This is a genomic window from Streptomyces sp. NPDC005302, from assembly GCF_040607345.1.
Taxonomy (GTDB): Bacteria; Actinomycetota; Actinomycetes; order Streptomycetales; family Streptomycetaceae; genus Streptomyces.
Genome location: NZ_JBEXGN010000007.1, coordinates 326,609 through 349,861 on the forward strand (window position 1 = coordinate 326,609; position 23,253 = coordinate 349,861).

Annotated in this window: 18 protein-coding genes; 4 read left to right on the forward strand and 14 right to left on the reverse strand. The window is 69.4% G+C overall.

Annotated elements, in window-relative coordinates; genetic code table 11:
- Positions 1-4: 4 nt before the first annotated feature.
- Positions 5-1,264: an MFS transporter gene (locus ABZT74_RS13935; RefSeq protein WP_356434834.1), complete on the reverse strand. Its 1,260-nt coding sequence runs from the start codon at positions 1,262-1,264 to the stop codon at positions 5-7.
- A gap of 108 nt (positions 1,265-1,372) precedes the next feature.
- Between ABZT74_RS13935 and ABZT74_RS13940 the strand changes: the two genes are divergently transcribed.
- Complete coding sequence (locus ABZT74_RS13940; protein ID WP_355865688.1) at positions 1,373-2,392, forward strand: LacI family DNA-binding transcriptional regulator; 1,020 nt, start codon at positions 1,373-1,375, stop codon at positions 2,390-2,392.
- Positions 2,393-2,489: 97 nt separating this feature from the next.
- Here the strand turns inward: ABZT74_RS13940 and prcA are convergent, their stop codons facing one another.
- The 6 genes from prcA to arc all read right to left on the reverse strand — a co-directional run bounded on the left by prcA (position 2,490) and on the right by arc (position 8,495).
- Positions 2,490-3,236, reverse strand: a complete 747-nt coding sequence (prcA, locus tag ABZT74_RS13945) for a proteasome subunit alpha (RefSeq protein ID WP_355865685.1) — start codon at positions 3,234-3,236, stop codon at positions 2,490-2,492.
- 57 nt (positions 3,237-3,293) lie between these two features.
- Positions 3,294-4,139 carry a proteasome subunit beta gene (prcB, locus tag ABZT74_RS13950; RefSeq protein WP_355865682.1) on the reverse strand — a complete coding sequence of 282 codons (846 nt, stop codon included), beginning with the start codon at positions 4,137-4,139 and terminating at the stop codon, positions 3,294-3,296.
- Complete coding sequence (locus tag ABZT74_RS13955; RefSeq protein ID WP_356434837.1) at positions 4,091-4,324, reverse strand: endonuclease VII domain-containing protein; 234 nt, start codon at positions 4,322-4,324, stop codon at positions 4,091-4,093. Before ABZT74_RS13955 ends, prcB begins: the two co-directional genes overlap by 49 nt.
- 275 nt (positions 4,325-4,599) lie before the next feature.
- On the reverse strand, positions 4,600-4,818 hold the full coding sequence (locus ABZT74_RS13960) for a ubiquitin-like protein Pup (RefSeq protein WP_328667880.1): 219 nt from the start codon (positions 4,816-4,818) through the stop codon (positions 4,600-4,602).
- A 164-nt stretch (positions 4,819-4,982) separates the two neighbouring features.
- Positions 4,983-6,494, reverse strand: a complete 1,512-nt coding sequence (gene dop, locus ABZT74_RS13965) for a depupylase/deamidase Dop (RefSeq protein ID WP_355865675.1) — start codon at positions 6,492-6,494, stop codon at positions 4,983-4,985.
- A 234-nt stretch (positions 6,495-6,728) separates the two neighbouring features.
- Positions 6,729-8,495, reverse strand: a complete 1,767-nt coding sequence (gene arc, locus ABZT74_RS13970) for a proteasome ATPase (protein ID WP_355865671.1) — start codon at positions 8,493-8,495, stop codon at positions 6,729-6,731.
- Positions 8,496-8,748: 253 nt separating this feature from the next.
- Between arc and ABZT74_RS13975 the strand changes: the two genes are divergently transcribed.
- Positions 8,749-9,054, forward strand: coding sequence for a ferredoxin (locus tag ABZT74_RS13975; RefSeq protein ID WP_355865668.1), 306 nt, complete (start codon positions 8,749-8,751; stop codon positions 9,052-9,054).
- Between the two features lie 121 nt (positions 9,055-9,175).
- Here the strand turns inward: ABZT74_RS13975 and ABZT74_RS13980 are convergent, their stop codons facing one another.
- The 3 genes from ABZT74_RS13980 to ABZT74_RS13990 form a co-directional block, all read right to left on the reverse strand.
- Entirely contained in the window at positions 9,176-9,751 is a 576-nt protein-coding gene (locus tag ABZT74_RS13980; RefSeq protein ID WP_355865665.1) for a hypothetical protein, read from the reverse strand.
- A gap of 390 nt (positions 9,752-10,141) precedes the next feature.
- Positions 10,142-11,044, reverse strand: coding sequence for a tRNA (adenine-N1)-methyltransferase (locus ABZT74_RS13985; RefSeq protein ID WP_355865662.1), 903 nt, complete (start codon positions 11,042-11,044; stop codon positions 10,142-10,144).
- 48 nt (positions 11,045-11,092) lie between these two features.
- Positions 11,093-12,853, reverse strand: coding sequence for a site-2 protease family protein (locus ABZT74_RS13990; RefSeq protein WP_356434841.1), 1,761 nt, complete (start codon positions 12,851-12,853; stop codon positions 11,093-11,095).
- Positions 12,854-13,160: 307 nt separating this feature from the next.
- On the opposite strand from ABZT74_RS13990, the gene ABZT74_RS13995 reads away from it, so the two are divergent.
- Both ABZT74_RS13995 and ABZT74_RS14000 read left to right on the forward strand, forming a co-directional pair.
- Complete coding sequence (locus ABZT74_RS13995) at positions 13,161-14,105, forward strand: RecB family exonuclease (RefSeq protein ID WP_356434844.1); 945 nt, start codon at positions 13,161-13,163, stop codon at positions 14,103-14,105.
- Between the two features lie 14 nt (positions 14,106-14,119).
- Positions 14,120-14,791: a response regulator transcription factor gene (locus ABZT74_RS14000; protein WP_081223499.1), complete on the forward strand. Its 672-nt coding sequence runs from the start codon at positions 14,120-14,122 to the stop codon at positions 14,789-14,791.
- A 123-nt stretch (positions 14,792-14,914) separates the two neighbouring features.
- On the opposite strand, the gene ABZT74_RS14005 is transcribed toward ABZT74_RS14000, so the two are convergent.
- From ABZT74_RS14005 to metH, 4 genes are all read right to left on the reverse strand, one after another.
- Complete coding sequence (locus ABZT74_RS14005) at positions 14,915-16,495, reverse strand: ABC transporter substrate-binding protein (protein ID WP_356434847.1); 1,581 nt, start codon at positions 16,493-16,495, stop codon at positions 14,915-14,917.
- A 69-nt stretch (positions 16,496-16,564) separates the two neighbouring features.
- A complete protein-coding gene (locus ABZT74_RS14010) occupies positions 16,565-18,169 on the reverse strand; it encodes an ABC transporter substrate-binding protein (RefSeq protein WP_355865649.1) in 1,605 nt (534 codons plus the stop codon).
- 465 nt (positions 18,170-18,634) lie between these two features.
- On the reverse strand, positions 18,635-19,336 hold the full coding sequence (locus ABZT74_RS14015) for an HAD family phosphatase (protein WP_355865646.1): 702 nt from the start codon (positions 19,334-19,336) through the stop codon (positions 18,635-18,637).
- Positions 19,337-19,475: 139 nt separating this feature from the next.
- Complete coding sequence (metH, locus tag ABZT74_RS14020; RefSeq protein ID WP_356434850.1) at positions 19,476-23,003, reverse strand: methionine synthase; 3,528 nt, start codon at positions 23,001-23,003, stop codon at positions 19,476-19,478.
- Positions 23,004-23,253: the final 250 nt, after the last annotated feature.

A 23,253-nucleotide genomic window follows, 5' to 3' on the forward strand; every position in this document is an offset into this window, starting at 1 on the left:
AACATTACGCCCGATCCCCTGAGCTGAAACGGGGTTCGACGGCACGGTTTGGATCATTTTCCGATGAGACCGCAACAACCCCGCCCCGGCCGGTAGCTGCGAGGACCCGCCCCGTGGCCAGCAGAACCACCAGAGCGGCGGCACCCGCGGCCCCCGGGACGGCGAAACCACGGGCCGCCCCGCCCCACTCCACGACGGGCCCCGCGAGGCCCGTCCCGACCGACGCGCCCACGGTGAACGTCGTCACGAGCCAGGAGAACGCCTCGGTGACCGTGCCCGCCGGAGCGTGCCGGTCCACCAGTACGAAGGCGCACGCGATGCAGGGCGCCAGGAACACGCCGGCGAGCGTGGCGAGGGCGGTCATCGCGACCGGGCCGGGCGCGAGCATCAGGGGGAGGTAACACACCGCCAGAAGGGCCACCAGCAACCGCAGTCGCCGCTCCGGCGCCCCCGCCCATCGCCGCGCGCCGTAGACCACTCCCCCGAGCAGCGCGCCCAGGCCGATGCCCGCCATCAGCCAGCCGTACACGGCGTCCCCGCCGTGGTCGTCGGCGTAGGACACCGCGGCGACGGTGATCGAGCCGAGCGCGATCCCGACGAACAGGAAGGCGCCGAGCAGGGCCAGCAGGCCGGGCGAGCGCAGCGCGCCGAGCCAGTGCGCCTCGCGCGGCGCCGAGCGCCACGCGCGCGAGGGCGGCGAGACGACCACGGAGAGGGCGCCCAGGACACCGATCACGCCGAGGATCAGCAGCGCGGCCCGCGGGGACCAGAGCGCCGCGCACAGCGTCACGAGCAACGGCCCGACGGTGAACATGACTTCCTGCGCCACCGCGTCCATCGCGTACGCGGTGTGCACCTGTTCCTCCTTGCGCAGCACGGAGGGCCACAGCGCCCGCAGGCCGCCCTCCAGAGGCGGGGTGAACAGGCCCGCCACGGCCATCGCGGCACAGCCGAGCAGGACCGGGTCCGTCCCGAGGAAGGCGAAGACGCCCATGCCGAGGGCCGAGACGACGGCAGCGGGCAGCTGCACCCGGGGCTGTCCGTAGAGGTCCACGAGCCGTCCGAGCAGCGGCTGTCCCACCGCGTTGGCCACCCCGTACACGGCGGCGAGCGCGCCGGCCAGGCTGTACGTGCCGCCCTCGGCCCGGACGAACAGCACGACGGCGATGGCCGCGGTGGCGTTCGGCAGCCGCCCGACGAGCGTGCCGACGAGGAGCCGGGCGGCATGCCTCGCCCTGAGGATCTCCAGGTATCCCGCGGCCATGTCGAGCCCTTCTCGTAGCGCGTGACGTCTCAAGTTTTACGTATAACGTCGTCTTTCATACGTACCATGTGCGCAGTCCGGGAGTCCAGACGAAGGAGCAGGCCGACGGTGGCACGAGGTAGTACGCGCCCCACGAGCAGGGACGTCGCCCAGGCCGCCGGGGTCTCCCAGGCGGCGGTCTCGCTGGTGCTCGGCGACAAGTGGCGCGGCCGCGTCTCCGAGACGACCGCGGAACGGGTCCGCGAAGCGGCCCAGGAGCTCGGCTACCGGCCGAACCTGGCCGCCCGCAACCTCCGCCTCGGCCGCACCCGCACCGTCCTCCTCGTGGTCCCGGCACTCACCACGGAGTTCTTCGCGGGCGTCTACACCGGAGCGGCCCGGGTGGCCGCCGAACGCGGCTTCGGCGTCGTGCTGTACCCGTCCCCCGAAGGCATCGGACCCGCCCGGGACCCCTTCGGCTCCGCCCAGGCCGCCCTCGACGGCGTCATCGCCTCCTCCATGGCCGCCGACGCCCTCACGGCCATCCGCGGCGACCAGCTCCCCCTGGTGATGCTCGACAGCGACCCGGACGGCAGCCAGGGCGCCGCGACGGTCAACCTCGACATCAAGGACGGCGTACGCCAGGTCACCGACCACCTCCTGGAGCTGGGCCACCGGCGGTTCCTGCACCTCGCCGCCGACATCCCCTCCTGGACCTTCGAGGTCCGGGCCCGCGAGATCGCCGCCCGCCTCGCGGCGGTCCCCGGTGCCGATCTGCGCACCGCCCGCGCCCCCATCTCCTTCGAGGACGCCCTGGCCGCCGCGCACACGGCCCTGTCCGACCCCGCAGGCCCGCGCCCCACCGCCGTCATCTGCGACGACGACAAACTGGCGGCCGGCGCCTACAAGGCCGCCCGGCGTCTCGGCCTGCGCATCCCGGACGACATCTCCATCACCGGCCTCGACGACCTGGCCCTGGCACAGGCGCTGGACCCCGAACTCACGACGGTGCGCCTGGACGCCGAACTCTTCGGCGAACAGGGGATGAAGGCCCTGCTCGCCGTCCTGGACGGCCGCACACCCCCCGAGGAGGACATCCCGGTCCACCTCGTCGTACGGGGCTCCACGGCCCCGCCAGGGCCCGCCTAGCCGCGGAAGAGGCCCGCGCGACCGGTGGCGGGAACGCGGAAGGGCCGCCCCGGTGTGCACCGGAACGGCCCCTCGCCTCAGGCCCCTGAACGGGGCCTCACTCCTCGTCGTCGGCGTCCTCCGCCTCGGTCGCGGTCTCCGCTCCCCCGACCTCCAGGAGCCGGGCCAGCTGACGCCCCACGATCCGCTTGAACTTGCGCTTCTGCGGACGCGTACGGTCCAGGACCGCGACCTCCAGACGCTCCGCGGGAATCTCCCGCTCGCCCCCGTTGGCCTCGCGGGACAGCGAGCGGACGGCCAGCTTCAGCGCCTCCGCCAGCGACATGCCCTCACGGTGCTCGGTGTCCAGATAGGTGCTGATCTGCTCGGAACTGCCACCCACGGCGACCGAACCGTGCTCGTCGACGATCGAACCGTCGTGCGGCAGCCGGTAGATCTGGTCGCCCTCGGGCGTCTCGCCGACCTCGGCGACCACCAGCTCCACCTCGTACGGCTTCTCCGCCGCCGACGAGAAGATCGTGCCCAGCGTCTGGGCGTACACGTTGGCGAGCCCTCGGGCGGTCACGTCGTCGCGGTCGTACGTGTAGCCCCGCAGGTCGGCGTAGCGCACGCCGCCGATCCGGAGGTTCTCGTACTCGTTGTACTTGCCGGCCGCCGCGAAGCCGATCCGGTCGTAGATCTCGCTGAACTTGTGCAGCGCGCGGGACGGGTTCTCGCCGACGAACACGATGCCGTCGGCGTACTGCAGCACGACCAGGCTCCGGCCGCGGGCGATGCCCTTACGGGCATACTCCGCCCGGTCCGCCATGGCCTGCTGGGGTGAGACATAGAACGGAGTCGACACCGGCTACCCGTCCCTTTCTGTCGAAGTCACTGGATCACCTGGAAAAGGAGGCCGGGCTCAGAGCAGCGCCGCGCGCGGGCCGTCGGGCTGCTCCATACGTCGCTCCAGGATCGCGCGGGCGATCTCGGAGGACTCCTCGTCCGTGAGCCGGCGGAAGCCTTCCTCGGTGATCACGGTGACGATCGGGTAGATCCTGCGGGCGACGTCGGGACCACCGGTCGCCGAGTCGTCGTCCGCGGCGTCGTACAGCGCCTGGACGACCAGCGTCGTGGCCTGATCCTCGGTCATACCCTTGGCGTAGAGCTTCTTCATGGCACCGCGCGCGAAGATCGAGCCGGAGCCCGTGGCCGCGTAGCCGTGCTCCTCGGAGCGGCCGCCGGTGACGTCGTACGAGAAGATGCGGCCCCTCTCGCGGTCCACGTCGTACCCCGCGAAGAGAGGAACCACGGCGAGGCCCTGCATGGCCATACCGAGGTTGGAACGGATCATCGTGGACAGGCGGTTCGCCTTGCCCTCCAGGGAGAGCTGCGCGCCCTCCACCTTCTCGAAGTGCTCCAGCTCCAGCTGGAACAGCTTCACCATCTCCACGGCGAGACCCGCCGTACCGGCGATGCCCACCGCCGAGTACTCGTCGGCCGGGAAGACCTTCTCGATGTCGCGCTGCGCGATGACATTGCCCATCGTGGCCCGACGGTCACCGGCGAGGACGACACCGCCCGCGAACGTGACGGCGACGATGGTCGTCCCGTGCGGCGCCTCGATGACGCCCTGGACCGGCGGCAACTGGCGCTTTCCGGGGAGCATCTCCGGCTGCTGCTCGGCGAGGAAGTCCATGAAGGACGACGACCCGGGCGTCAGGAAGGCAGCCGGTAGACGCCCGGTGCTACGAGTGTTGGCTTCCACGGGGATCCTTCCAAGTAGGCGGCAGCCCGACGAACAGCGTCGGGATCATCTCCCAACTTGCCGATGGCCGAATTGCAGTTGAAGCACGGTACGCCACGGACCCTACCCGTCCCGTGGCAGTGATCCACATGAATGGCCGGAGCTTTCGAGCAGATCACGCAGAGCCCTTTTCGAGAGTCCACCATCGCGTCACGCCGGCTTCGGTGAGGCCGTGGTTTCGCTTCGGGTGGCCCGCTCGCCCCTCGGCGGCTCGACACATCGTGCGGCGCGTCGACAGTCCGTCCGAGGCCCTTGCATTCCGGTGTCACTCACTCCACGGCTCGGCCTCGCCGCATTCCAGACACAGCTTGGATCGCTTGTGAGCGAAGGCTGCGCGCGGCTTCTCTCGTCACACCGCGCGCAGCACTTCACGATCTCGTCGCTCGCCGAATCGGGAGCCCGGCAGCCTTCGATCCGAAGGCTACTGGCCGCCCTTCTGAACGAAGGACCTCACGAAGTCCTCGGCGTTCTCTTCCAGGACATCGTCGATCTCGTCCAGAACCGAGTCGACGTCGTCGCTCAGCTTCTCCTGGCGTTCCTTGAGGTCGTCGGTCGCCTGCGCGTCCTGCGTCTGCTCCTCGGCCTCCTCGGTGGAACGCGTCGCCTTCTGCTGTCCGCCGCCGGTGTCCTTGGTCGCCATAACCCTCACCCCGCTCGGTTCGACGTTCTTGATCAGACCCTACAAGCAGGGTCCGACATCGGCCCCGCAGTTTCACCAACGTACGGGGGCCACCTCGATGATTCCCGTCCGCCACGTGTTCCACCCTGTCGCGCCCGTCCGGCCTGTGCCGGCCGGGCGGGGACTCAGTTGCCCGAAAGGACCTTGACCAGGTCTTCGGCCGTGCGACAGCGGTCCAGGAGCTCCTTGACGTGATTACGCGTTCCGCGAAGCGGCTCCAGGGTTGGGACGCGCTGGAGCGAATCCCGGCCCGGCAGATCGAAGATCACCGAGTCCCAGGAGGCCGCCGCGACGTCGTCCGCGTACTGCTCCAGGCACCGGCCGCGGAAGTACGCGCGGGTGTCCTCCGGCGGCTTCGTACGGGCCCGCTCGACCTCGTTCTCGTCCAGCAGGCGCTTGATCCTGCCGCGGGCCGCGAGACGGTTGTACAGGCCCTTGTCGGCCCGTACATCGGCGTACTGAAGGTCGAGGAGGTGCAGCTTGGCGGCGTCCCAGTCGAGGCCGTCACGGTTCCGGTAGCCCTCCATGAGCTCCCGCTTGGCGACCCAGTCGAGCTCCCCGGAGAGGCTCATCGGGTCGTTCTCCAGGCGGTTCAGGGTGTCCTCCCAGCGCAGCAGGACGTCCTTGGTCTGTTCGTCGGCGTCCGCGCCGTAGCGCTCCTCGACGTACTTGCGGGACAGCTCGAAGTACTCCATCTGGAGCTGGACCGCGGTGAGCGTACGTCCGCTGCGGAGCGTGACGAGCCGCTTGAGGGTCGGGTCGTGGGAGACCTGGTGGAGCGTGCGGACGGGCTGGTCGACGGCCAGGTCGACGGCGATGAAGCCGTCCTCGATCATGGAGAGCACCAGGGCCGTGGTGCCGAGCTTGAGATACGTCGAGATCTCGGAGAGGTTGGCGTCCCCGATGATCACGTGCAGACGGCGGTACTTCTCGGCGTCGGCGTGCGGCTCGTCGCGGGTGTTGATGATGGGGCGCTTGAGCGTGGTCTCCAGGCCCACCTCGACCTCGAAGTAGTCGGCGCGCTGGCTGAGCTGGAAGCCGTGTTCGTGTCCGTCCTGGCCGATGCCGACGCGGCCGGCTCCGGTGACGACCTGGCGCGAGACGAAGAACGGCGTCAGGTGTCGCACGATGTCCGAGAAGGGGGTCTCCCGCTTCATCAGGTAGTTCTCGTGCGTGCCGTAGGAGGCGCCCTTGTTGTCGGTGTTGTTCTTGTAGAGGTGGATCGGCTGGGCACCGGGGAGCTGGGCCGCGCGCTCGGCGGCCTCGGCCATGATGCGCTCGCCGGCCTTGTCCCACAGGACCGCGTCCCGCGGGTTGGTGACCTCCGGGGCGCTGTACTCGGGGTGTGCGTGGTCGACGTAGAGCCGTGCCCCGTTGGTGAGGATGACATTGGCCAGGCCGATGTCCTCGTCGGTGAGCTGGGTGGAGTCGGCGGTCTCCCGGGCGAGGTCGAAGCCTCGCGCGTCCCGCAGCGGGTTCTCCTCCTCGAAATCCCAGCGGGCGCGACGCGCCCGGTGCATCGCCGCCGCGTAGGCGTTGACGATCTGGGACGAGGTGAGCATGGCATTGGCGTTGGGGTGACCGGGGACGGAGATTCCGTACTCCGTCTCGATGCCCATTACTCGCCGTACGGTCATGCGGCCCTCCTTGCCCGGCGGCGCCCTCGGTCGGGGGCGCCGCTCAAGTACCGCCGGCGCTCCGGTGCGTGTGCGGTGCCCGTCCCCGCACTGCGCGACTCGGCGGTACGAAAGAGCCTAGAACGCCTTTGCGCTGGTGGGGAGATCATTTGCGTCATTGCTCCACTCCCGCCGTGACCTGAAAAGCAGTCGGCTGCGGGTACCCGCGTCGGGCACCCGCAGCCGCCCTGCTTTTTACAGGTACTGGCCGGTGTTGGCCACCGTGTCGATGGAGCGTCCGGTGTCCGCGCCCTGCTTTCCGGTGATGAGCGTACGGATGTAGACGATCCGTTCGCCCTTCTTTCCGGAGATCCTGGCCCAGTCGTCCGGGTTGGTGGTGTTCGGCAGGTCCTCGTTCTCCTTGAACTCGTCCACGCATGCCTGGAGGAGGTGGGAGACGCGAAGGCCCTTCTGGCTGTGCTCCAAGAAGTCCTTGATGGCCATCTTCTTGGCGCGGCCGACGATGTTCTCGATCATGGCGCCGGAATTGAAGTCCTTGAAGTACAGGACTTCCTTGTCACCATTGGCGTAGGTGACTTCCAGGAAGCGGTTCTCCTCCGATTCGGCGTACATCTGTTCCACGGCGGTCTGGATCATGCCGTGGACGGTGGCCGCCCTGTCGCCGCCGTGCTCCCCGACGTCCTCGGGGTGCAGGGGGAGACGCTCGGTGAGGTACTTCTGGAAGATGTCCTTCGCCGCTTCGGCGTCCGGACGCTCGATCTTGATCTTCACGTCGAGCCGGCCGGGCCGCAGGATGGCGGGGTCGATCATGTCCTCGCGGTTCGAGGCGCCGATGACCACGACGTTCTGCAGGCCCTCCACGCCGTCGATCTCGGCGAGCAGCTGCGGGACGATGGTGTTCTCCACGTCCGAGCTGACACCGGATCCACGGGTGCGGAAAAGGGACTCCATCTCGTCGAAGAAGACGATGACGGGTGTGCCCTCGCTGGCCTTCTCGCGTGCACGCTGGAAGACGAGGCGGATCTGCCGCTCGGTCTCGCCGACGTACTTGTTCAGGAGCTCGGGGCCCTTGATGTTGAGGAAGAAGCTCTTGCCGGTGGCCTGTCCGGTCACTTCCGCGACCTTCTTGGCCAACGAGTTGGCCACGGCCTTGGCGATGAGCGTCTTGCCGCATCCGGGGGGCCCGTACAGCAGGACGCCCTTGGGCGGCCGCAGTTCGTGCTCCTTGAAGAGGTCGGGGTAGAGGTACGGGAGCTCGACCGCGTCGCGGATCATCTCGATCTGGCCGCCCAGACCGCCGATCTGCTCGTAGCCGATGTCCGGGACCTCTTCGAGGACGAGTTCCTCGACCTCGCTCTTCGGAACGATTTCGTAGACATAGCCGGATCGGGGTTCGAGAAGGAGGGCGTCTCCGGGACGGATGTTGACGTCCAGGAGCGGTTCGGCGAGCCGGACCACCCGTTCCTCGTCTGTGTGCCCCTGCACGAGGGCGCGCTCGCCGTCCTCGAGGATCTCCTTGAGGGTGACGATGTCGCCCACGCTCTCGTATTCCATGGCCTCGACCACGTTGAGAGCTTCGTTCAGCATCACTTCCTGGCCGCGCCGGAGCTCTGGGAGCTCCACGCTGGGGCTGACGTTCACCCGGAGCTTGCGGCCCCCGGTGAAGATGTCCGCCGTGCCGTCCTCGTTCGCCACGAGGAAGACACCGAAGCCTGCCGGAGGCTGTGCCAGCCGGTCGACCTCTTCCTTGAGGGCCACGATCTGGTCGCGGGCCTCACGGAGCGTGTTCGCCAGCCGCTCGTTCTGCGCGGACACGCCGGCCAGGTTGGTCTGCAGCTCGACGATCCGCTCTTCGAGAATCCTCGTGTGCCGCGGAGAGTCGGCGAGCTTGCGTCGCAGGACGGCGATCTCCTGCTCAAGGTAGGCAATCTGCCCGGCGGGGTCATCGGACCCTCTTCCCGGGCGGATGCCGCGGTTCATGTCGTCGTCGTGGGCTGCCACGGTCCTCACCTCCTCCAAGGGGAGCTGGACGCTTCCAGACCCTACCTGGGTGGGTGTCGATTGAAACCCCTAGATCACAAAGACTGTCGGGGTGTGTCCGATCTTCACCCTTGCGCTCTCCCTCACGCCAGGGGAATACCCACCGAACATGATTGGGAAGCGGGCGGAGGTAGGGTCGAAGTGTTCAACACCCGTCAGAGCTGGCCCGATTCCCCAATCTTCGGTTCGCTCGACGCAGGAAACGGCAGGAGAAATGACCGTGCAGCAGGAGGCCGGAACCGACAGCGAGGCGCTCGAGGTCTGGATCGACCAGGATCTGTGTACGGGCGACGGGATCTGTGCCCAGTACGCCCCCGAGGTCTTTGAGCTGGACATCGACGGCCTGGCCTATGTGAAGAGCGGCGACGACGAGATGCTGCAGGCCGTGGGTGCCACAACGGCCGTACCGCTGACGCTTCTGCCCGACGTGGTGGACTCGGCGAAGGAATGTCCGGGCGACTGCATCCACGTCCGTCGGGTTTCGGACAAGGTCGAGGTTTACGGGCCCGACGCCGAGTGACGCGTGGGGCACCCCGTGTCACCGGCTGTCCGCTTCACGACACCCTCCGCCGCGGCGGAGGGTGTCTTTCCGTCCGCGCCGGCCGGGCCCCTACGAAGGGGCCACGGCCTCGGGGACGGGCTCAGACGCTCTGCGCGCCGGAGGGGGTCGAGCGGACGAACGCGCCGTTCTTCCACTGCCACTTGGCATCGTCCTTGACGTCCGGGCAGCAGCTCGGGACGTCGGCGGAGGAGTAGCCGAGCAGGGTGGCGGTGACGGCTCCGTCGCGGACCGCGAAGTCCGTGACGCTGAGGCGGTCCTTGGGATCGACCAGGGTCGCGACGACGCGGGGCTTCTTCACTCCCTCACCCTGTGTGAGGACGTAGACACCGCTGGGCGGGGTCCCGGAGCCGGCGTCGCAGCGGACGACGGCCACGGTCTCGGGGCGGCCGTCACCGTCGAGGTCGCCCGAGGCCTTCTTCGTCACGAGCGCCTTGGCGGGTCCGCAGGTGATCGGGAAGTCGGCACCGGAGGGGTCCGGGGCGGCCACGGGGGCCGCGGCCGACTTCGCCCCGGTGGCGGGCTGGGCGGCTCGTGCCGGATCGGGCTGGAGGACGGAGGAGAGCGCGACGACTCCGGCGATGGCGGTGGCCGTGGCGACCCACTGGATGGGGCTGGTGTGCGTGTGTGCCAGTTCCGGGACGGCGGATTGCTGCACTAGGAGTGTCTCCCGTGAGGGGCTGTGCCGGTGGGGGTGGGGTGTCCCGCATGGTGCCACACGTCACAGCCCTGGGGAACGGCGGGGTCCGGACTTCTGAGCGAGTTCTCAGCCTGTCCGGGGAGCGGGCCCGTCGGCGCTCCGGCCGCACGCCGGGGGCGGGGCCGGGTCAGGCGGACCGGTGGGCCGGAGAGACCGTCTGACGGCTCGTGGAGCGGGCGAAGGGGCGGAGCTGCCCGGACGCCCCTCGGTCCGCGGTCGGCGACCCGGGCGGGGGTCACCGAGGAGCGCCGGCGGCGGTGTTCCTGAACGGTGTCAACGGAAAAGCACCGTGGCCGAGTTCCCCGGGACATTCGGGAACTCGGCCACGGCCATGGTGCGTTGGGTGCGTCAGCGGGCGGATCCGCCGTCGGCGTTCGGACCGGAGTAGTCCTCGCCGTAGGAGCCCTTGGAGGGGCGGCGACGGCGCATGGGCGGCTCGACGCCGTCCGCGAGGCGGCGGGCGGTGAGCAGGAAGCCGGTGTGGCCGATCATGCGGTGGTCCGGACGGACGGCCAGGCCCTCGACGTGCCAGTTGCGGATCATCGATTCCCAGGCGGTCGGCTCGTTGAAGGAGCCGATCTCACGGATCGACTCGACGGTCCGCGCGAGCTGGGTGGTGGTCGCCACGTAGCAGCAGAGGATGCCGCCGGGGACGAGTGCCTTGGAGACGGCCTCCAGGCACTCCCAGGGGGCGAGCATGTCGAGGACGACGCGGTCGACGTCGGTGTCGCTCAGGTTGTCCTGGAGGTCGCCGACCGTGAGCTGCCAGGCGGGGTGGGGGCCCCCGAAGTAGCGCTCGACGTTCTGCTGGGCGATCTCGGCGAAGTCCTCGCGGCGCTCGTACGAGTGCAGCATGCCCTGGTCGCCGATGCCGCGCAGCAGGAAGCTGCTGAGCGAGCCGGAGCCGACTCCCGCTTCCACGACGCGCGCGCCGGGGAAGATGTCGGCGAAGGCCAGGATCTGCCCCGCGTCCTTGGGGTAGACCACGGCGGCGCCGCGGGGCATGGACAGGACGTAGTCGGGGAGCAGGGGGCGCAGCGCGAGGTAGGCGACGTTTCCGGTGGTGCGGACAACGCTGCCCTCGGGTGCGCCGATCAGCTCGTCGTGGGGGAAGGAACCCTTGTGGGTATGGAAGTTCTTCCCGGCCTCGAGCGTGAACGTGTAGTGGCGGCCCTTGGGGTCGGTCAGCTGAACCTGGTCCCCGACCTTGAAGGGCCCGCGCCTGCGGGCGGCACCGGTCGGTTCGGACATGTGAACAGCCTACCGGTCCGGGACGGGGCCGCCGACCACGGTGGAGGGTCAGGCGGGCCGGGCCATGGCCTTCACGAAGGCGCGCTCCACGTCGGCGGCGGAGAGGACGCCGTAGATGTCGCCCGAGTCCTCCACCACCAGGTACTCGGTGGCGGGGGCGGCGCGCAGGACGTCGAGGAGTTCCTCGCCGGCCAGTTCCGCGGAGACGCGCATGCCGTCGGTGAGGTCCTGGGCGAGGCCGCCGACGGCGACCCAGGGGCGCCGGTGTTCGGGGACGCCGACGATGGCCGCTTCGCGGACCAGTGAGAGGGGTTCGCCGTCGGCGTCGACGACGACCAGGGCGCGGGCGCCGGCGTCGTTGGCGCGGCGCAGGGCCTCGGAGAGGGGGGTGCCGGTCTCGACGGGGACGGCGCGCCGGGTGAGGGAGCGGGCGCGCAGTTCGGGGAGGTGTTCGCGGAGCCGGGCCACGCGCAGGCTGTTGCCGGCGCCGGTCCAGATGATGGCCGCGAGGATGGCGGCGAGCAGGGCGTCGGTGACGGTGTCCATGCCGCTGATGTCCTCGGGGGCGGCGCCGAGCACGGAGGACTGGGTGAGCAGGGGCAGTCCGATCAGGACGGACACGGCGAGGGCGCGTCCGACCCAGGCGGCGGCGACGGTTCCGCTCATGGGCCTGCCGGTGATCTTCCAGACCACGGCGCGGAGCATCCGGCCGCCGTCCAGGGGAAGGCCGGGCAGCAGGTTGAAGGCGGCGACGATGAGGTTGGAGATCATCAGGCCGGCCAGCAGGACGCCGGGGACCGTGCCGGGCTCGACGGGGAGCATGGCGAGATAGAAGACGCCGGACAGGACGAGGGAGAGCAGGGGGCCGACGAAGGCCAGCACGAACTCGCGGCCGGGGGTCTCGGCTTCCTTCTCGATCTCGGAGACGCCGCCGAAGAACTGGAGCTGGATGCGGCGCACCGGGAGTTTGAAGCGCAGGGCGGCGACGGTGTGGGCGAGTTCGTGGACCAGTACGGAGGCGTAGAAGGCGACGGCGAAGAACAGCGAGACCAGGTAGCGGGCGGCGCCGAGTTCGGGCAGGACGCGGTCGAGCTGCCCGCCGAATACCCAGGTGATGAGGGCGGCGACGAGGAACCAGCTGGGCGCGACGTACACGGGGACGCCGAACGGCCGTCCCATCAGCAGGCCGCCGCCCGGCTCCTTGCGGCGGCGGGGCGGGCGACCGCCCTTGCCTCCACCGCTGTTGCCGTCGCCTCCACTGCCGGTGCCGCCGCCTGTGTTGCCGCTGTGGGCGAGGGTCCGGTGTGCGTCGTGGTGCTCGGGCTGTGTTCCTGCCGCGTTCCCGGTGCCGGCTGGGTTCTGTCGGCCGTGGTCCGGGTGGGGCGGTGTCGGGGAGTCGTTCCCCGCGTCGGACTCGGCCGTGGAGCGGGAGCGCGCGGCGGGGTCGTCGTCCGCCTCGGACCGCGAGCGGGTGTGCGTCGCGGAGCTGTCGTGCGGCGCTGGTCCCGGGTCGGCGGGGGCCGGGGTGCTGTCGTCCGCCCCTGGCGCGGAAGGTGCGGGGTTCTGCCCGGGAGCGGACCGGGTGGCGGAGGTCTCGGGGCGGGCCGGCGCCGTGGCGCTGTCGGCCGGCTCGGTCCTGCCGTCGTGTTCGGGGGCCGTGGGCGCCGGCCCGGTGGAGGTCTCGGGTCCGGCCGGTCCGGGGCGCTGGGCGTCGGCGGCCTGGCCGGCGGAGGCTCCGGGCCTCTCGGGGCCCTCGGTCGCCTCTCCGGTGCCGGACCGCGGCTGCCCGCTCCCGCCGCTCTCGTCCACGATGTCCCCTCGTTCGAAGCGTCTCCCCGCCCCCGATCACGCGGAGCGGGAGGGTCTCTGGTCGATGGTATGCGGCCGTCGCGGCACGTTCCGCCCCGGCACCCCCTCTGTTTTCCGTGCCGTCGCCCGCGCCGGGGCCGGTAGGGCGGCGTCACCGAGGCCGGTACGTCGGTCTCGGCGGGCCCGTCGGGGCCCGGGTCGCGGGGTGCGTCACGGTGCCCGGCGGGGTGGAGCCTCCCGCGTATCCGGACGTACCGATGCGAACGGCATCACCCGGTGTCAGTGGCGGGCCGTAAGGTCTGTCGTCATGGAAACGAGCACCGAGGGCGCCGCGCCCGAAGAAGCGGCCGCGGCCGGCGAGGCCGTCGTGCCCGTCGCCGACGGACCGGCCCCGGCGGTCGCCCGCGCGCCCGCCTCGCTGTCGCCCTCGCGTGCCAGTGACTTCATGCAGTGTCCGCTGTTGTACCGCTTCCGGGTGATCGACAAGCTGCCCGAGAAGCCGAGCGCGGCGGCGACCAGAGGCACCTTGGTCCACGCGGTGCTGGAGCGGCTGTTCGACGCGCCGGCCGCGGACCGGACCGCGCCGCGCGCCAAGTCGCTGATCCCCGGCCAGTGGGACCGGCTGCGCGAGACGCGTCCGGAGGTCGTGGAGCTGTTCGCCGACGACCCGGAGGGCGAGCGGCTCGCGCTCTGGCTCACCGAGGCCGAGCAGCTCGTGGAGCGGTGGTTCACGCTGGAGGACCCGTCCCGGCTGGAGCCGGCCGAGCGGGAGCTGTTCGTCGAGGCGCGGCTCGATTCCGGTCTCACCCTGCGCGGCATCATCGACCGGGTCGACGTCGCCCCGACGGGCGAGGTCCGGATCGTCGACTACAAGACGGGAAAGGCGCCCCGTCCGGAGTACGCCGAGGGCGCCCTGTTCCAGATGAAGTTCTACGCACTGGTGGTGTGGCGGCTGAAGCAGGTCGTTCCGCGCCGTCTTCAGCTCGTGTATCTGGGCAGCGGTGACGTGCTGACGTACGACCCGGTGATCGCCGACCTGGAGCGGGTGGAGCGCAAGCTGCTCGCGTTGTGGGAGGCGATCCGGCTGGCGACGGAGACGGGCGAGTGGCGGCCGCGTCCCACGAAGCTGTGCGGCTGGTGCGACCACCAGTCGGTATGCCCGGAATTCGGTGGTACTCCCCCGCCGTATCCGCTCGCGGTCAGGGCGCCCGAGTCGGGCCCCCGTGAACAGGGCAGAATGGGGCCGGACTAGCGAAGGAGACTTACGTGGCCATCCGCGTCCTACTGGTCGACGACCAGCCGCTGCTGCGCACCGGCTTCCGGATGATTCTGGAGGCGGAGCCGGATCTCGCGGTCGTCGGCGAGGCCGGTGACGGTCTCCAGGCACTGGATCAGGTGCGTGCGCTGCAACCCGATGTGGTTCTCATGGACATCCGCATGCCGCGGATGGACGGCGTCGAGGCGACCCGGCAGATCACCGGCCCCGGCCGGGACGGCCCGGCGAAGGTGCTCGTCCTGACGACCTTCGACCTCGACGAGTACGTGGTGGAGGCGCTGCGCGCGGGCGCCAGCGGCTTCCTCCTGAAGGACGCGCCGGCCAACGAACTGGTCCAGGCGATCCGGGTGGTGGCGGGAGGCGAGGCGATGCTCGCGCCGAGCATCACCCGCCGGCTGCTCGACAAGTACGCGGGGCACCTGCCGTCCGGCGACGAGCCGGTTCCGGACACGCTGCACACGCTGACGGACCGTGAGGTCGAGGTGCTGAAGCTGGTCGCGCGGGGTCTGTCGAACGCGGAGATCGCGGCCGACCTCTTCGTCAGCGAGACCACGGTCAAGACGCATGTGGGACACGTCCTGACGAAGCTGGGGCTGCGCGACCGGGTGCAGGCCGCGGTGTACGCGTACGAGAGCGGGCTGGTGCGCCCCGGGGCGCAGTGACCCCTCCCGCTCGACCGCTCGCACCGCGGGTCGGCGCGGCTGCGGCCACGAGGGCTCGGACAGCGCGAAGGGCGCCCGTTCCTGAGGGAACGGGCGCCCTTCGTGCACGGCGTCGGGCCGAGGTCAGTCCTTCTTGATCTCCCAGAAGCGGAACACGGTCGAGGCGTCGAGGCAGTTCTCGAGGCCGTAGATGTTGTCGCGCGCCACGGCGTACTGCTTGGCCTGCCAGATCGGGATGATCGGCAGGTCCTCCGCGACCAGGTCCTGGAGCTTGCCGTAGGAGCCGTCGGTCGAGGAGCGGTCGCTCTCGGCGGCCGTCTTCGGGATGAGGCTGCCGGTGATCGTGTTGTTGGTGAAGTTGTTGCTCAGCACGTTGCCCTTGCCGAAGAACGGCGCCGTGAAGTTGTCCGGGTCCGGGTAGTCGGGCACCCAGCCCTTCACGTACACGCCGTACTTGCCGCGGGCGATGTCCTTCTCGTACTGGTCGTAGGCGACCGACTTCACGGTCGCGTCGAACAGTCCGCTGGCGTTGAGCTGCTTGGCGATCGCCTTGAACTCCTGGTCCGTGGAGGGACCGTAGCGCGAGGGGGTCGACCAGAGGGTGATCTTCACCTTGCCGGTGATGCCCTCGTCGCGCAGGGCGGCCTCGGCCCTGGACCGCGAGGGGCGGGCGCCGTAGGTGTCGAAGAAGGACGTGCTGTGGCCGGTGATGCCGGTCGGGATGATCGAGTACAGCGGGGTGGCCGTGTCCTCGTAGACGTCGTCGACGAGGGCGTCGCGGTCCAGGAGGTAGGCGATGGCCTTGCGGACGCCGAGCTTGCCGGTGACCGGGTCGTCCATGTTGAGGACCAGGTGCTGGACCTCGGCGCTGGTGCCCTCGACGACGTTGATGCCGCTGTTCGCGGAGTCGTTCTCGATCTCGGCGATGTCGTCGGCGGCGAGGCCTCGGTAGGCGACGTCGACCTGCTTCTTCAGGACGGCGTCCTTCAGGGCCTTCTGGTCGCCGTGGAAGAACCGCAGGGTGACGCCGGAGTTCTGGACCTCAGCGGTGCCCTTGTAGTGCGGGTTGACCGAGAAGACCGCCTTGTCGTCGCCGAACGAGTCGAGCTGGTACGGGCCGGAGCCGACGGCCTGGTGGTCCTTGCGGAGGCCGTTGGTGGCGTACTCCCGGTGGTCCACGATCGAGCCGGCGCCGGAGGCGATCTTGCTCGGGAAGGTGGCGTCGGCGTACTTGAGGTGGAAGACGACGGTCTTGGCGTCGGGCGTCGCGACCGTGTCGAGCATCGGGAACATGATGGCCGGACCGGCGGAGTCGTCGATCTTCATCGTGCGGTCGAAGGAGTACTTCACGTCCGCCGAGGTGAGCGGGTCACCGTTGCTGAACTTCAGACCGTCCCGGAGCGTGCACTTGTACACCGTGGTCCCGGTGTCCGTGAACGCGCACTCCTCGGCCGCTTCGGGCTCGGGCTCGGTTCCGCCCTTGGGGAAGCTCAACAGCGACTGGAAGACGTTGTTGAACAGCAGCCACGATCCTGGGTCGTAGCCGGAGGCGGGGTCGGTGGCGAGGACGTCGTCGGACATCCCCATCACCACGGAGGAGCCGTCGCTCCCGGAACCGCTCGTCTGCGAGCCGCATCCGGTCAACAGGCCGGAGGCCAGCCCCGCCATGATCGGCAGGACTGGCCACTGGTTACGCATGTTCACGTGCAAGTGCCTTGTCGTTGGAACTGGTGCACCCGGGGCCCGCGAGGGGCCCCGGGTCGGATCGGTCGGTCAGCCGCTCACACCGCGGCCGAGCTCCCACAGCTGAAGGGTGGAGGAGGAGTTGAGGGCCCACTCCGAGCCCGTGATGTCGTCGCGCGCGGCGATGTACTGCTTGCCCTGCCAGAGCGGGATCAGCGGCACGTCGTCGGCGACGATGTCCTGGATCCGCGTGAGGCTCTTCGACGCGGTGAGGCGGTCGGCCTCGCGGCGGGACTCCGGGATCAGGTTGTTGATGATGTCGCTGTTCGAGTAGGGCGACTTGAGGAAGTTGTCCTTGTCGAGGAACGGCGCCAGGTAGTTGTCGGCGTCGGGGAAGTCGGGGAACCAGCCCATGCCCCAGACGTCGTAGTCGTTGGCGCGCTCGGCCGGGACGAACTTGTCCCAGGTGGTGCCCTGGATGCTGACGTCGAAGAGGCCGCTCGCGTTGAGCTGCTTCTTCAGGATCTCGAACTCCTGCTTGGTGATCGAGCCGTAGTGGTCGGTCGTGTAGTGCAGGGTGACCTTGACCGGCGAGGTGATGCCGGCCTTGTTCAGCGCGGTCCTGGCACGGCTGACACTCGGGTCGCCGTACTTGTTGAAGAAGGCGTTGGAGTGGCCGGTGATGGTCGCGGGGACCATCGAGTAGAGCGGCTCGGCCTGCGTTCCGTAGACCTTGGCGACAAGCTCACCGCGGTCGATCAGCTGCGCCATGGCCTGGCGGACGGCCTTGTCCTTCACCGACGGGGCGTTGGTGTTGAAGGCCAGGTAGCGGATCTCGAGACCGGGCATCTCGTTCAGGTTGACGTTGCCGCCCGCGGCGTTGGACAGCTTGTTGATCTGCGTGGGCGTCATCGAACGGGTCATCAGGTCGATGTCGCCCTTTTCGAGGGCGGATCCCATCGCGTCGGCGTCCGCGAAGGAGCGCATCTCGACCTTGGAGTTCTTCACCTTCAGCTGACCCTTGTAGTTCGGGTTCTTGCTGAAGACGGCCTTGACGACCGCGTCGTCCTTGACCTGGGACTCCAGGGTGTAGGGACCGGAGCCGTCGACGGAGAAGCCGTCGCGCAGCTTGCCCTTGTCGTAGTCCTTCGGGTTCACGATGCCGGCGACGGGGGTCGACAGCTTGAACGGGAAGGTCGCGTCAGCGCTCTTGAGGTGGAAGATCACCTGACGGTCGCCCTGGGTCTCGACCGTGTCGATGGTGGACAGCAGGGCGAACACACCACTGTCGGCCTTGATGGCGCGCGCACGGTCGATGGAGAACTTGACGTCCTTCGCGGTGACCGCGTCACCGTTGGAGAACTTCAGACCCTCGCGCAGCGTGCACGAGTAACGCTCGTTTCCGCTGTCGCTGAACCCGCACTTCTCCGCGGCCTCGGGCTCGGGCTCGCCGTCGCCGCGCGGCTGGATCATCAGCGTCTGCACGGTCTGGCGCAGCACGTTCCACGTGCCGACGTCGTACGCGTACGCCGGGTCGAACGGGGCCGGGGCGTCCTTCGACGCGGTGAACCGGTCCGTGGTGCCGACAACGATGGCATCGCCACTGCTGCTCCCGCTGTCGGACCCACCACACGCAGCGAGCACCGGGGCGAGCAGACCGACCACGGCCGGCAGCACCAAAGTCTTGCGGTTCATGCTCGAGTTTCTCCAGAGCTGTAGTTTCCGCGAGCCGGCATGCAGGGGTGGCGCGGCGGGTCACGGGGTTACGGCGACGTTCTCGCGATGACATTAGTCCGCACCGCCAGGACGGCCCGCAGGCACTGGAGTTGCGGTGCGCTCACGCTGCGAAACCGGGCGCGGACGCACCGATAACCCGACACGGGAAGGATTCGTGCAGCGTTCCATCAATCGGGACACAAGGGCGCGCCGGGCCCGCACGAATGGGGGGTCAACACACAAGTCGGTCCCCCTGTCGACCCCGCGTTAAGTGACGAACATCACAGTGTCAACTCGGTTGGAGAGTACCGGAATTCAGCCATCCGCCCGATTGCGCATTACGGAGGAGCCCTCGCCCGCGGTTACCACAGGGAAACCGCCGGGTCATTTCCGGTATTCGGCTCCGCACACTGAGTGATTCGACGGCGCACCCTCGGTGAAGGATCAGTTCTTTTCCGTCATCACCCGGTGCAGGAAAGGCAGATCGACTTCTTCCAGCGACGTGACCACCGTGCGGCGCCACGCGGGCTCGATGGGGGCGACGGAGGGGACGGCGACCACGTGGCAGCCGGCGGCCTCGGCCGCGGCGACACCGGTCGCGGTGTCCTCGATGACGGCGCAGCGGCCCGGTTCCGCGCCGAGCCGGGCGGCGGCGAGCAGATAGGGGTCGGGGAACGGCTTGGTCCGTTCCACCTCGTCTCCCGCCACGGTCAGGGTGAAGAAGTGGGCGCCGATCGAGCCGAGGACGCGGTCGATGATCCGCCGGTGCGAGGCGGAGACCAGGGCGGTGGGGATCTCGTGGGCGGCCAGTTCGGCGAGGAGTCTGGTCGCGCCCGGCATCATCGGCAGGGAGCGGCCGATCAGGGTCTCGAAACCGTCGTTGAGCAGCACGGACAGCTCGGCGAGGGTGATGTCGGCGCCGGTGGCCTCGATGAGGAAGCCCGCGCTGCGGGTCATGGGGCCGCCGACCACGACATGGCGCCAGGAGTCGTCGAGGGCGTGTCCGAGGGCCTTGAAGACCTCGACCTCCACGTCCCACCAGAATCCCTCGGTGTCGACGAGGGTTCCGTCCATGTCGAGGAGAACGGCCTGCAGGGCGGAGCCTTCGGCCGTACGGGTTCCGAGCGCGGGGACCGTACTGGTCATCCTGGCGCACCTCCTTGAGGGACGATCAGGCCGGTCGCCCCTTTTCGTGCAAGGGACAACCGGCCTGCGGTGGACCGACCAGTGTACGACTTATCCGATCAGTGTGCCCGGCGGCTCGCGTCGCAGCGCGTCGGCGCGGTCACCGTGCGTTGAAGTACTTCGCCTCCGGGTGGTGGATGACGATCGCGTCGGTGGACTGCTCGGGGTGGAGCTGGAACTCCTCGGAGAGGTGGACGCCGATCCGCTCGGGCTGCAGCAGGTCCGCGATCTTGGCGCGGTCCTCCAGGTTGGGGCAGGCCCCGTAGCCGAGCGAGAAGCGCGCGCCGCGGTACTTCAGGGAGAACATGTCCTCGATCTCGGCGGGGTCCTCCCCCGCGAAGCCCAGCTCGGAACGCACGCGCGCGTGCCAGTACTCCGCGAGCGCCTCGGCGAGCTGCACGGACAGCCCGTGCAGTTCGAGGTAGTCGCGGTAGGCGTTGGCCTCGAAGAGCTTGGCGGTCTCCTTGCCGATGCGGGAGCCGACGGTGACGACCTGGAAGCCGACGACGTCGGTCTCCCCCGACTCCTCCGGGCGGAAGTAGTCGGCGAGGCAGAGCCGGCGGCCGCGGCGCTGGCGGGGGAAGCTGAAGCGGGTGCGCTCGTTGCCCCGCTCGTCCAGGATGATCAGGTCGTCGTCCTTGGACACGCACGGGAAGTAGCCGTAGACGACGGCCGCTTCCAGCAGGTTGTCCGTCTGGAGCCGGTCCAGCAGCCCGCGCAGCCGCGGCCGGCCCTCGGTCTCGACCAGTTCCTCGTACGTCGGGCCGTCGCCGGCGCGGGCCTGCTTGAGGCCCCACTGGCCCTTGAACAGGGCGCCCTCGTCCAGCCAGGAGGCGTACTCCTTGAGCTGGATGCCCTTGATGACGCGGGTGCCGGCGAAGGGCGGGGTCGGTACGGGGTTGTCGGTGGAGACGTCGGAGCGGACGTGGCCCTCTTCGGGACGTTCCTCGACCACCGTGTCCGCCGCGGCCCGCACCCGGCGCTGCTTCAGCTCGGGCAGCACCGCGCCGGGCACACCGCGCTTGACGCCGATCAGCGCGTCCATCAGGCGCAGGCCCTCGAAGGCGTCCCGGGCGTAGCGGACCTCGCCCTGGTAGATCTCGTAGAGGTCCTGTTCGACGTAGGCCCGGGTCAGGGCGGCGCCGCCGAGGATCACCGGGTAGTCGGCGGACAGTCCGCGCTGGTTCAGCTCCTCCAGGTTCTCCTTCATGATCACCGTGGACTTGACCAGGAGCCCGGACATGCCGATGACGTCGGCCCGGTGCTCCTGGGCGGCGTCCAGGATCGCGGAGACCGGCTGCTTGATGCCGAGGTTGACGACGTTGTAGCCGTTGTTCGACAGGATGATGTCGACGAGGTTCTTGCCGATGTCGTGGACGTCGCCGCGCACGGTGGCGAGGACGATGGTTCCCTTGCCCTCCGCGTCCGACTTCTCCATGTGCGGTTCCAGGAAGGCGACGGCCGTCTTCATGACCTCGGCGGACTGGAGCACGAACGGCAGCTGCATCTGGCCGGAACCGAACAGTTCACCGACGACCTTCATGCCGTCCAGCAGCGTCGCGTTGACGATGTCGAGGGCGGGGCGCTCCTGGAGGGCGGCGTCGAGGTCGGCCTCCAGACCGTTCTTCTCGCCGTCGATGATCCGCCGCTTGAGGCGCTCGTCCAGCGGGAGCGCGGCCAGCTCCTCGGCCTTGCCCGCCTTGAGGGACTTGGTGGTGGCGCCCTCGAACAGCGCCATCAGCTTCTGCAGCGGGTCGTAGCCCTCGGCGCGGCGGTCGTGGATCAGGTCGAGGGCGGTGGTGACCTCCTCCTCGCTGAACCGGGCGATCGGCAGGATCTTGGAGGCGTGCACGATCGCGGAGTCCAGGCCGGCCTTGACGCACTCGTCCAGGAAGACCGAGTTGAGCAGGATCCGGGCGGCCGGGTTGAGGCCGAAGGAGATGTTGGACAGGCCGAGCGTGGTCTGGACGTCCGGGCGGCGGCGCTTCAGCTCGCGGATCGCCTCGATCGTCGCGATGCCGTCCTTGCGGGACTCCTCCTGACCGGTGCAGATCGTGAAGGTGAGGGTGTCGATGAGGATGTCGGACTCGTGGATGCCCCAGTTGCCCGTCAGGTCCTCGATGAGCCGTTCGGCGATGGCGACCTTGGTCTCGACGGTGCGGGCCTGGCCCTCCTCGTCGATGGTGAGCGCGATGAGCGCGGCGCCGTGTTCCTGGGCGAGCCGCGTGACCTTCGCGAACCGGGACTCGGGGCCGTCGCCGTCCTCGTAGTTGACGGAGTTGATGACCGCGCGGCCGCCGAGCCGCTCCAGGCCCGCGCGGATCACCGGGACCTCGGTGGAGTCGAGGACGATAGGCAGCGTCGAGGCGGTGGCGAAGCGTCCCGCCAGTTCGTCCATGTCGGCGACGCCGTCGCGGCCGACGTAGTCGACGCACAGGTCGAGCATGTGCGCGCCTTCGCGGATCTGGTCGCGGGCCATCTCCACGCAGTCGTCCCAGCGGGCCTCCAGCATGGCATCGCGGAACTTCTTCGAGCCGTTGGCGTTGGTGCGCTCGCCGATCGCCATGTAGGCGGTGTCCTGGCGGAACGGGACGGTCTGGTAGAGCGAGGCGGCACCGGGCTCGGGGTGCGGGCTGCGCTCTCCGGGCACCACTCCGTTGACGCGCTCCACCAGTTGCCGCAGGTGCTCCGGGGTCGTACCGCAGCAGCCGCCGACCAGGGACAGGCCGTAGTCCCGTACGAAGTTCTCCTGGGCGTCGGCCAGGCCCTCCGCGTCGAGCGGGAAGTGGGCGCCGTCCTTGGTGAGGACGGGCAGGCCGGCGTTGGGCATGCAGAGCAGCGGGATGCGGGAGTGCCGGGTGAGGTAGCGCAGGTGCTCGCTCATCTCGGCGGGGCCGGTCGAGCAGTTGAGGCCGATCATGTCGATGCCGAGCGGCTCCAGCGCGGTCAGCGCGGCGCCGATCTCGGAGCCCAGCAGCATGGTGCCGGTCGTCTCGAAGGCCATCGAGACCAGGAGCGGCACCTGGACGCCGGTCGCCTCCATCGCGCGGTGCGCGCCGAGGATCGAGGACTTCGTCTGGAGCAGGTCCTGGGTGGTCTCGACGATCAGGGCGTCGGCGCCGCCGGCGAGCAGTCCCTCCACGTTGGCCTGGAAGCCGTCACGCAGGGTGCCGTACGCGACGTGCCCGAGGGTCGGCAGTTTGGTGCCGGGGCCGATGGAACCGAGAACCCAGCGCTGGCGGCCGTCACGGGCGCCGAACTCGTCGGCGACCTCGCGGGCGAGCCGGGCGCCGGCCTCCGACAGCTCGTGGACGCGTTCCGGGATGTCGTACTCGGCCAGCGCGGAGTGGTTCGCGCCGAAGGTGTTCGTCTCGACGCAGTCGACGCCGACCTCGAAGTAGGCCTCGTGGACGGAGCGGACGATGTCCGGACGGGTGACGTTCAGGATCTCGTTGCAGCCTTCGAGGTCCTCGAAGTCCTCGAGCGTCGGGTCCTGTGCCTGGAGCATCGTGCCCATGGCGCCGTCGGCCACCACCACACGGGTGGAGAGCGCCTCTCGGAGTGCGTCGGTTCGCCTGCGGCCCTCCTGGGGACCGGACGAAAGGGACGGGGTCGGCAACGAGGCCATGAAGGTGCTCCCTGGAATGCGACGGCTGTCGGCTTTGCGCTTCTCGTGGAAGACGCACGCCGTCAGCGTAGCCCGGAGCACCCGGGAACGGTCGTGGGCGTCCATTGGACGGACGGGCGTGGCGCGGGTGACGAAGGTGTGGAGAACGGCGAAACATGTGGCGACCACCCATTGGCGAGAGCCCGGCTACGACCGGTAGTGTTCGACATTGCCGAACGGTGGCGGTCAGGCGCATGCCGACGGTCGAAGG

Bases quoted from the DNA above. Each gene is read 5' to 3' on its own strand.
- ABZT74_RS13935 (WP_356434834.1), bottom strand. From the start codon at position 1,264: ATGGCCGCGGGATACCTGGAGATCCTCAGGGCGAGGCATGCCGCCCGG.
- ABZT74_RS13955 (WP_356434837.1), bottom strand. From the start codon at position 4,324: ATGGTGGACTCTCGAAAAGGGCTCTGCGTGATCTGCTCGAAAGCTCCG.
- ABZT74_RS13960 (WP_328667880.1), bottom strand. From the start codon at position 4,818: ATGGCGACCAAGGACACCGGCGGCGGACAGCAGAAGGCGACGCGTTCC.
- dop (WP_355865675.1), bottom strand. From the start codon at position 6,494: ATGACCGTACGGCGAGTAATGGGCATCGAGACGGAGTACGGAATCTCC.
- ABZT74_RS13975 (WP_355865668.1), top strand. From the start codon at position 8,749: ATGACCGTGCAGCAGGAGGCCGGAACCGACAGCGAGGCGCTCGAGGTC.
- ABZT74_RS13985 (WP_355865662.1), bottom strand. From the start codon at position 11,044: ATGTCCGAACCGACCGGTGCCGCCCGCAGGCGCGGGCCCTTCAAGGTC.
- ABZT74_RS13995 (WP_356434844.1), top strand. From the start codon at position 13,161: ATGGAAACGAGCACCGAGGGCGCCGCGCCCGAAGAAGCGGCCGCGGCC.
- ABZT74_RS14010 (WP_355865649.1), bottom strand. From the start codon at position 18,169: ATGAACCGCAAGACTTTGGTGCTGCCGGCCGTGGTCGGTCTGCTCGCC.
- ABZT74_RS14015 (WP_355865646.1), bottom strand. From the start codon at position 19,336: ATGACCAGTACGGTCCCCGCGCTCGGAACCCGTACGGCCGAAGGCTCC.
- metH (WP_356434850.1), bottom strand. From the start codon at position 23,003: ATGGCCTCGTTGCCGACCCCGTCCCTTTCGTCCGGTCCCCAGGAGGGC.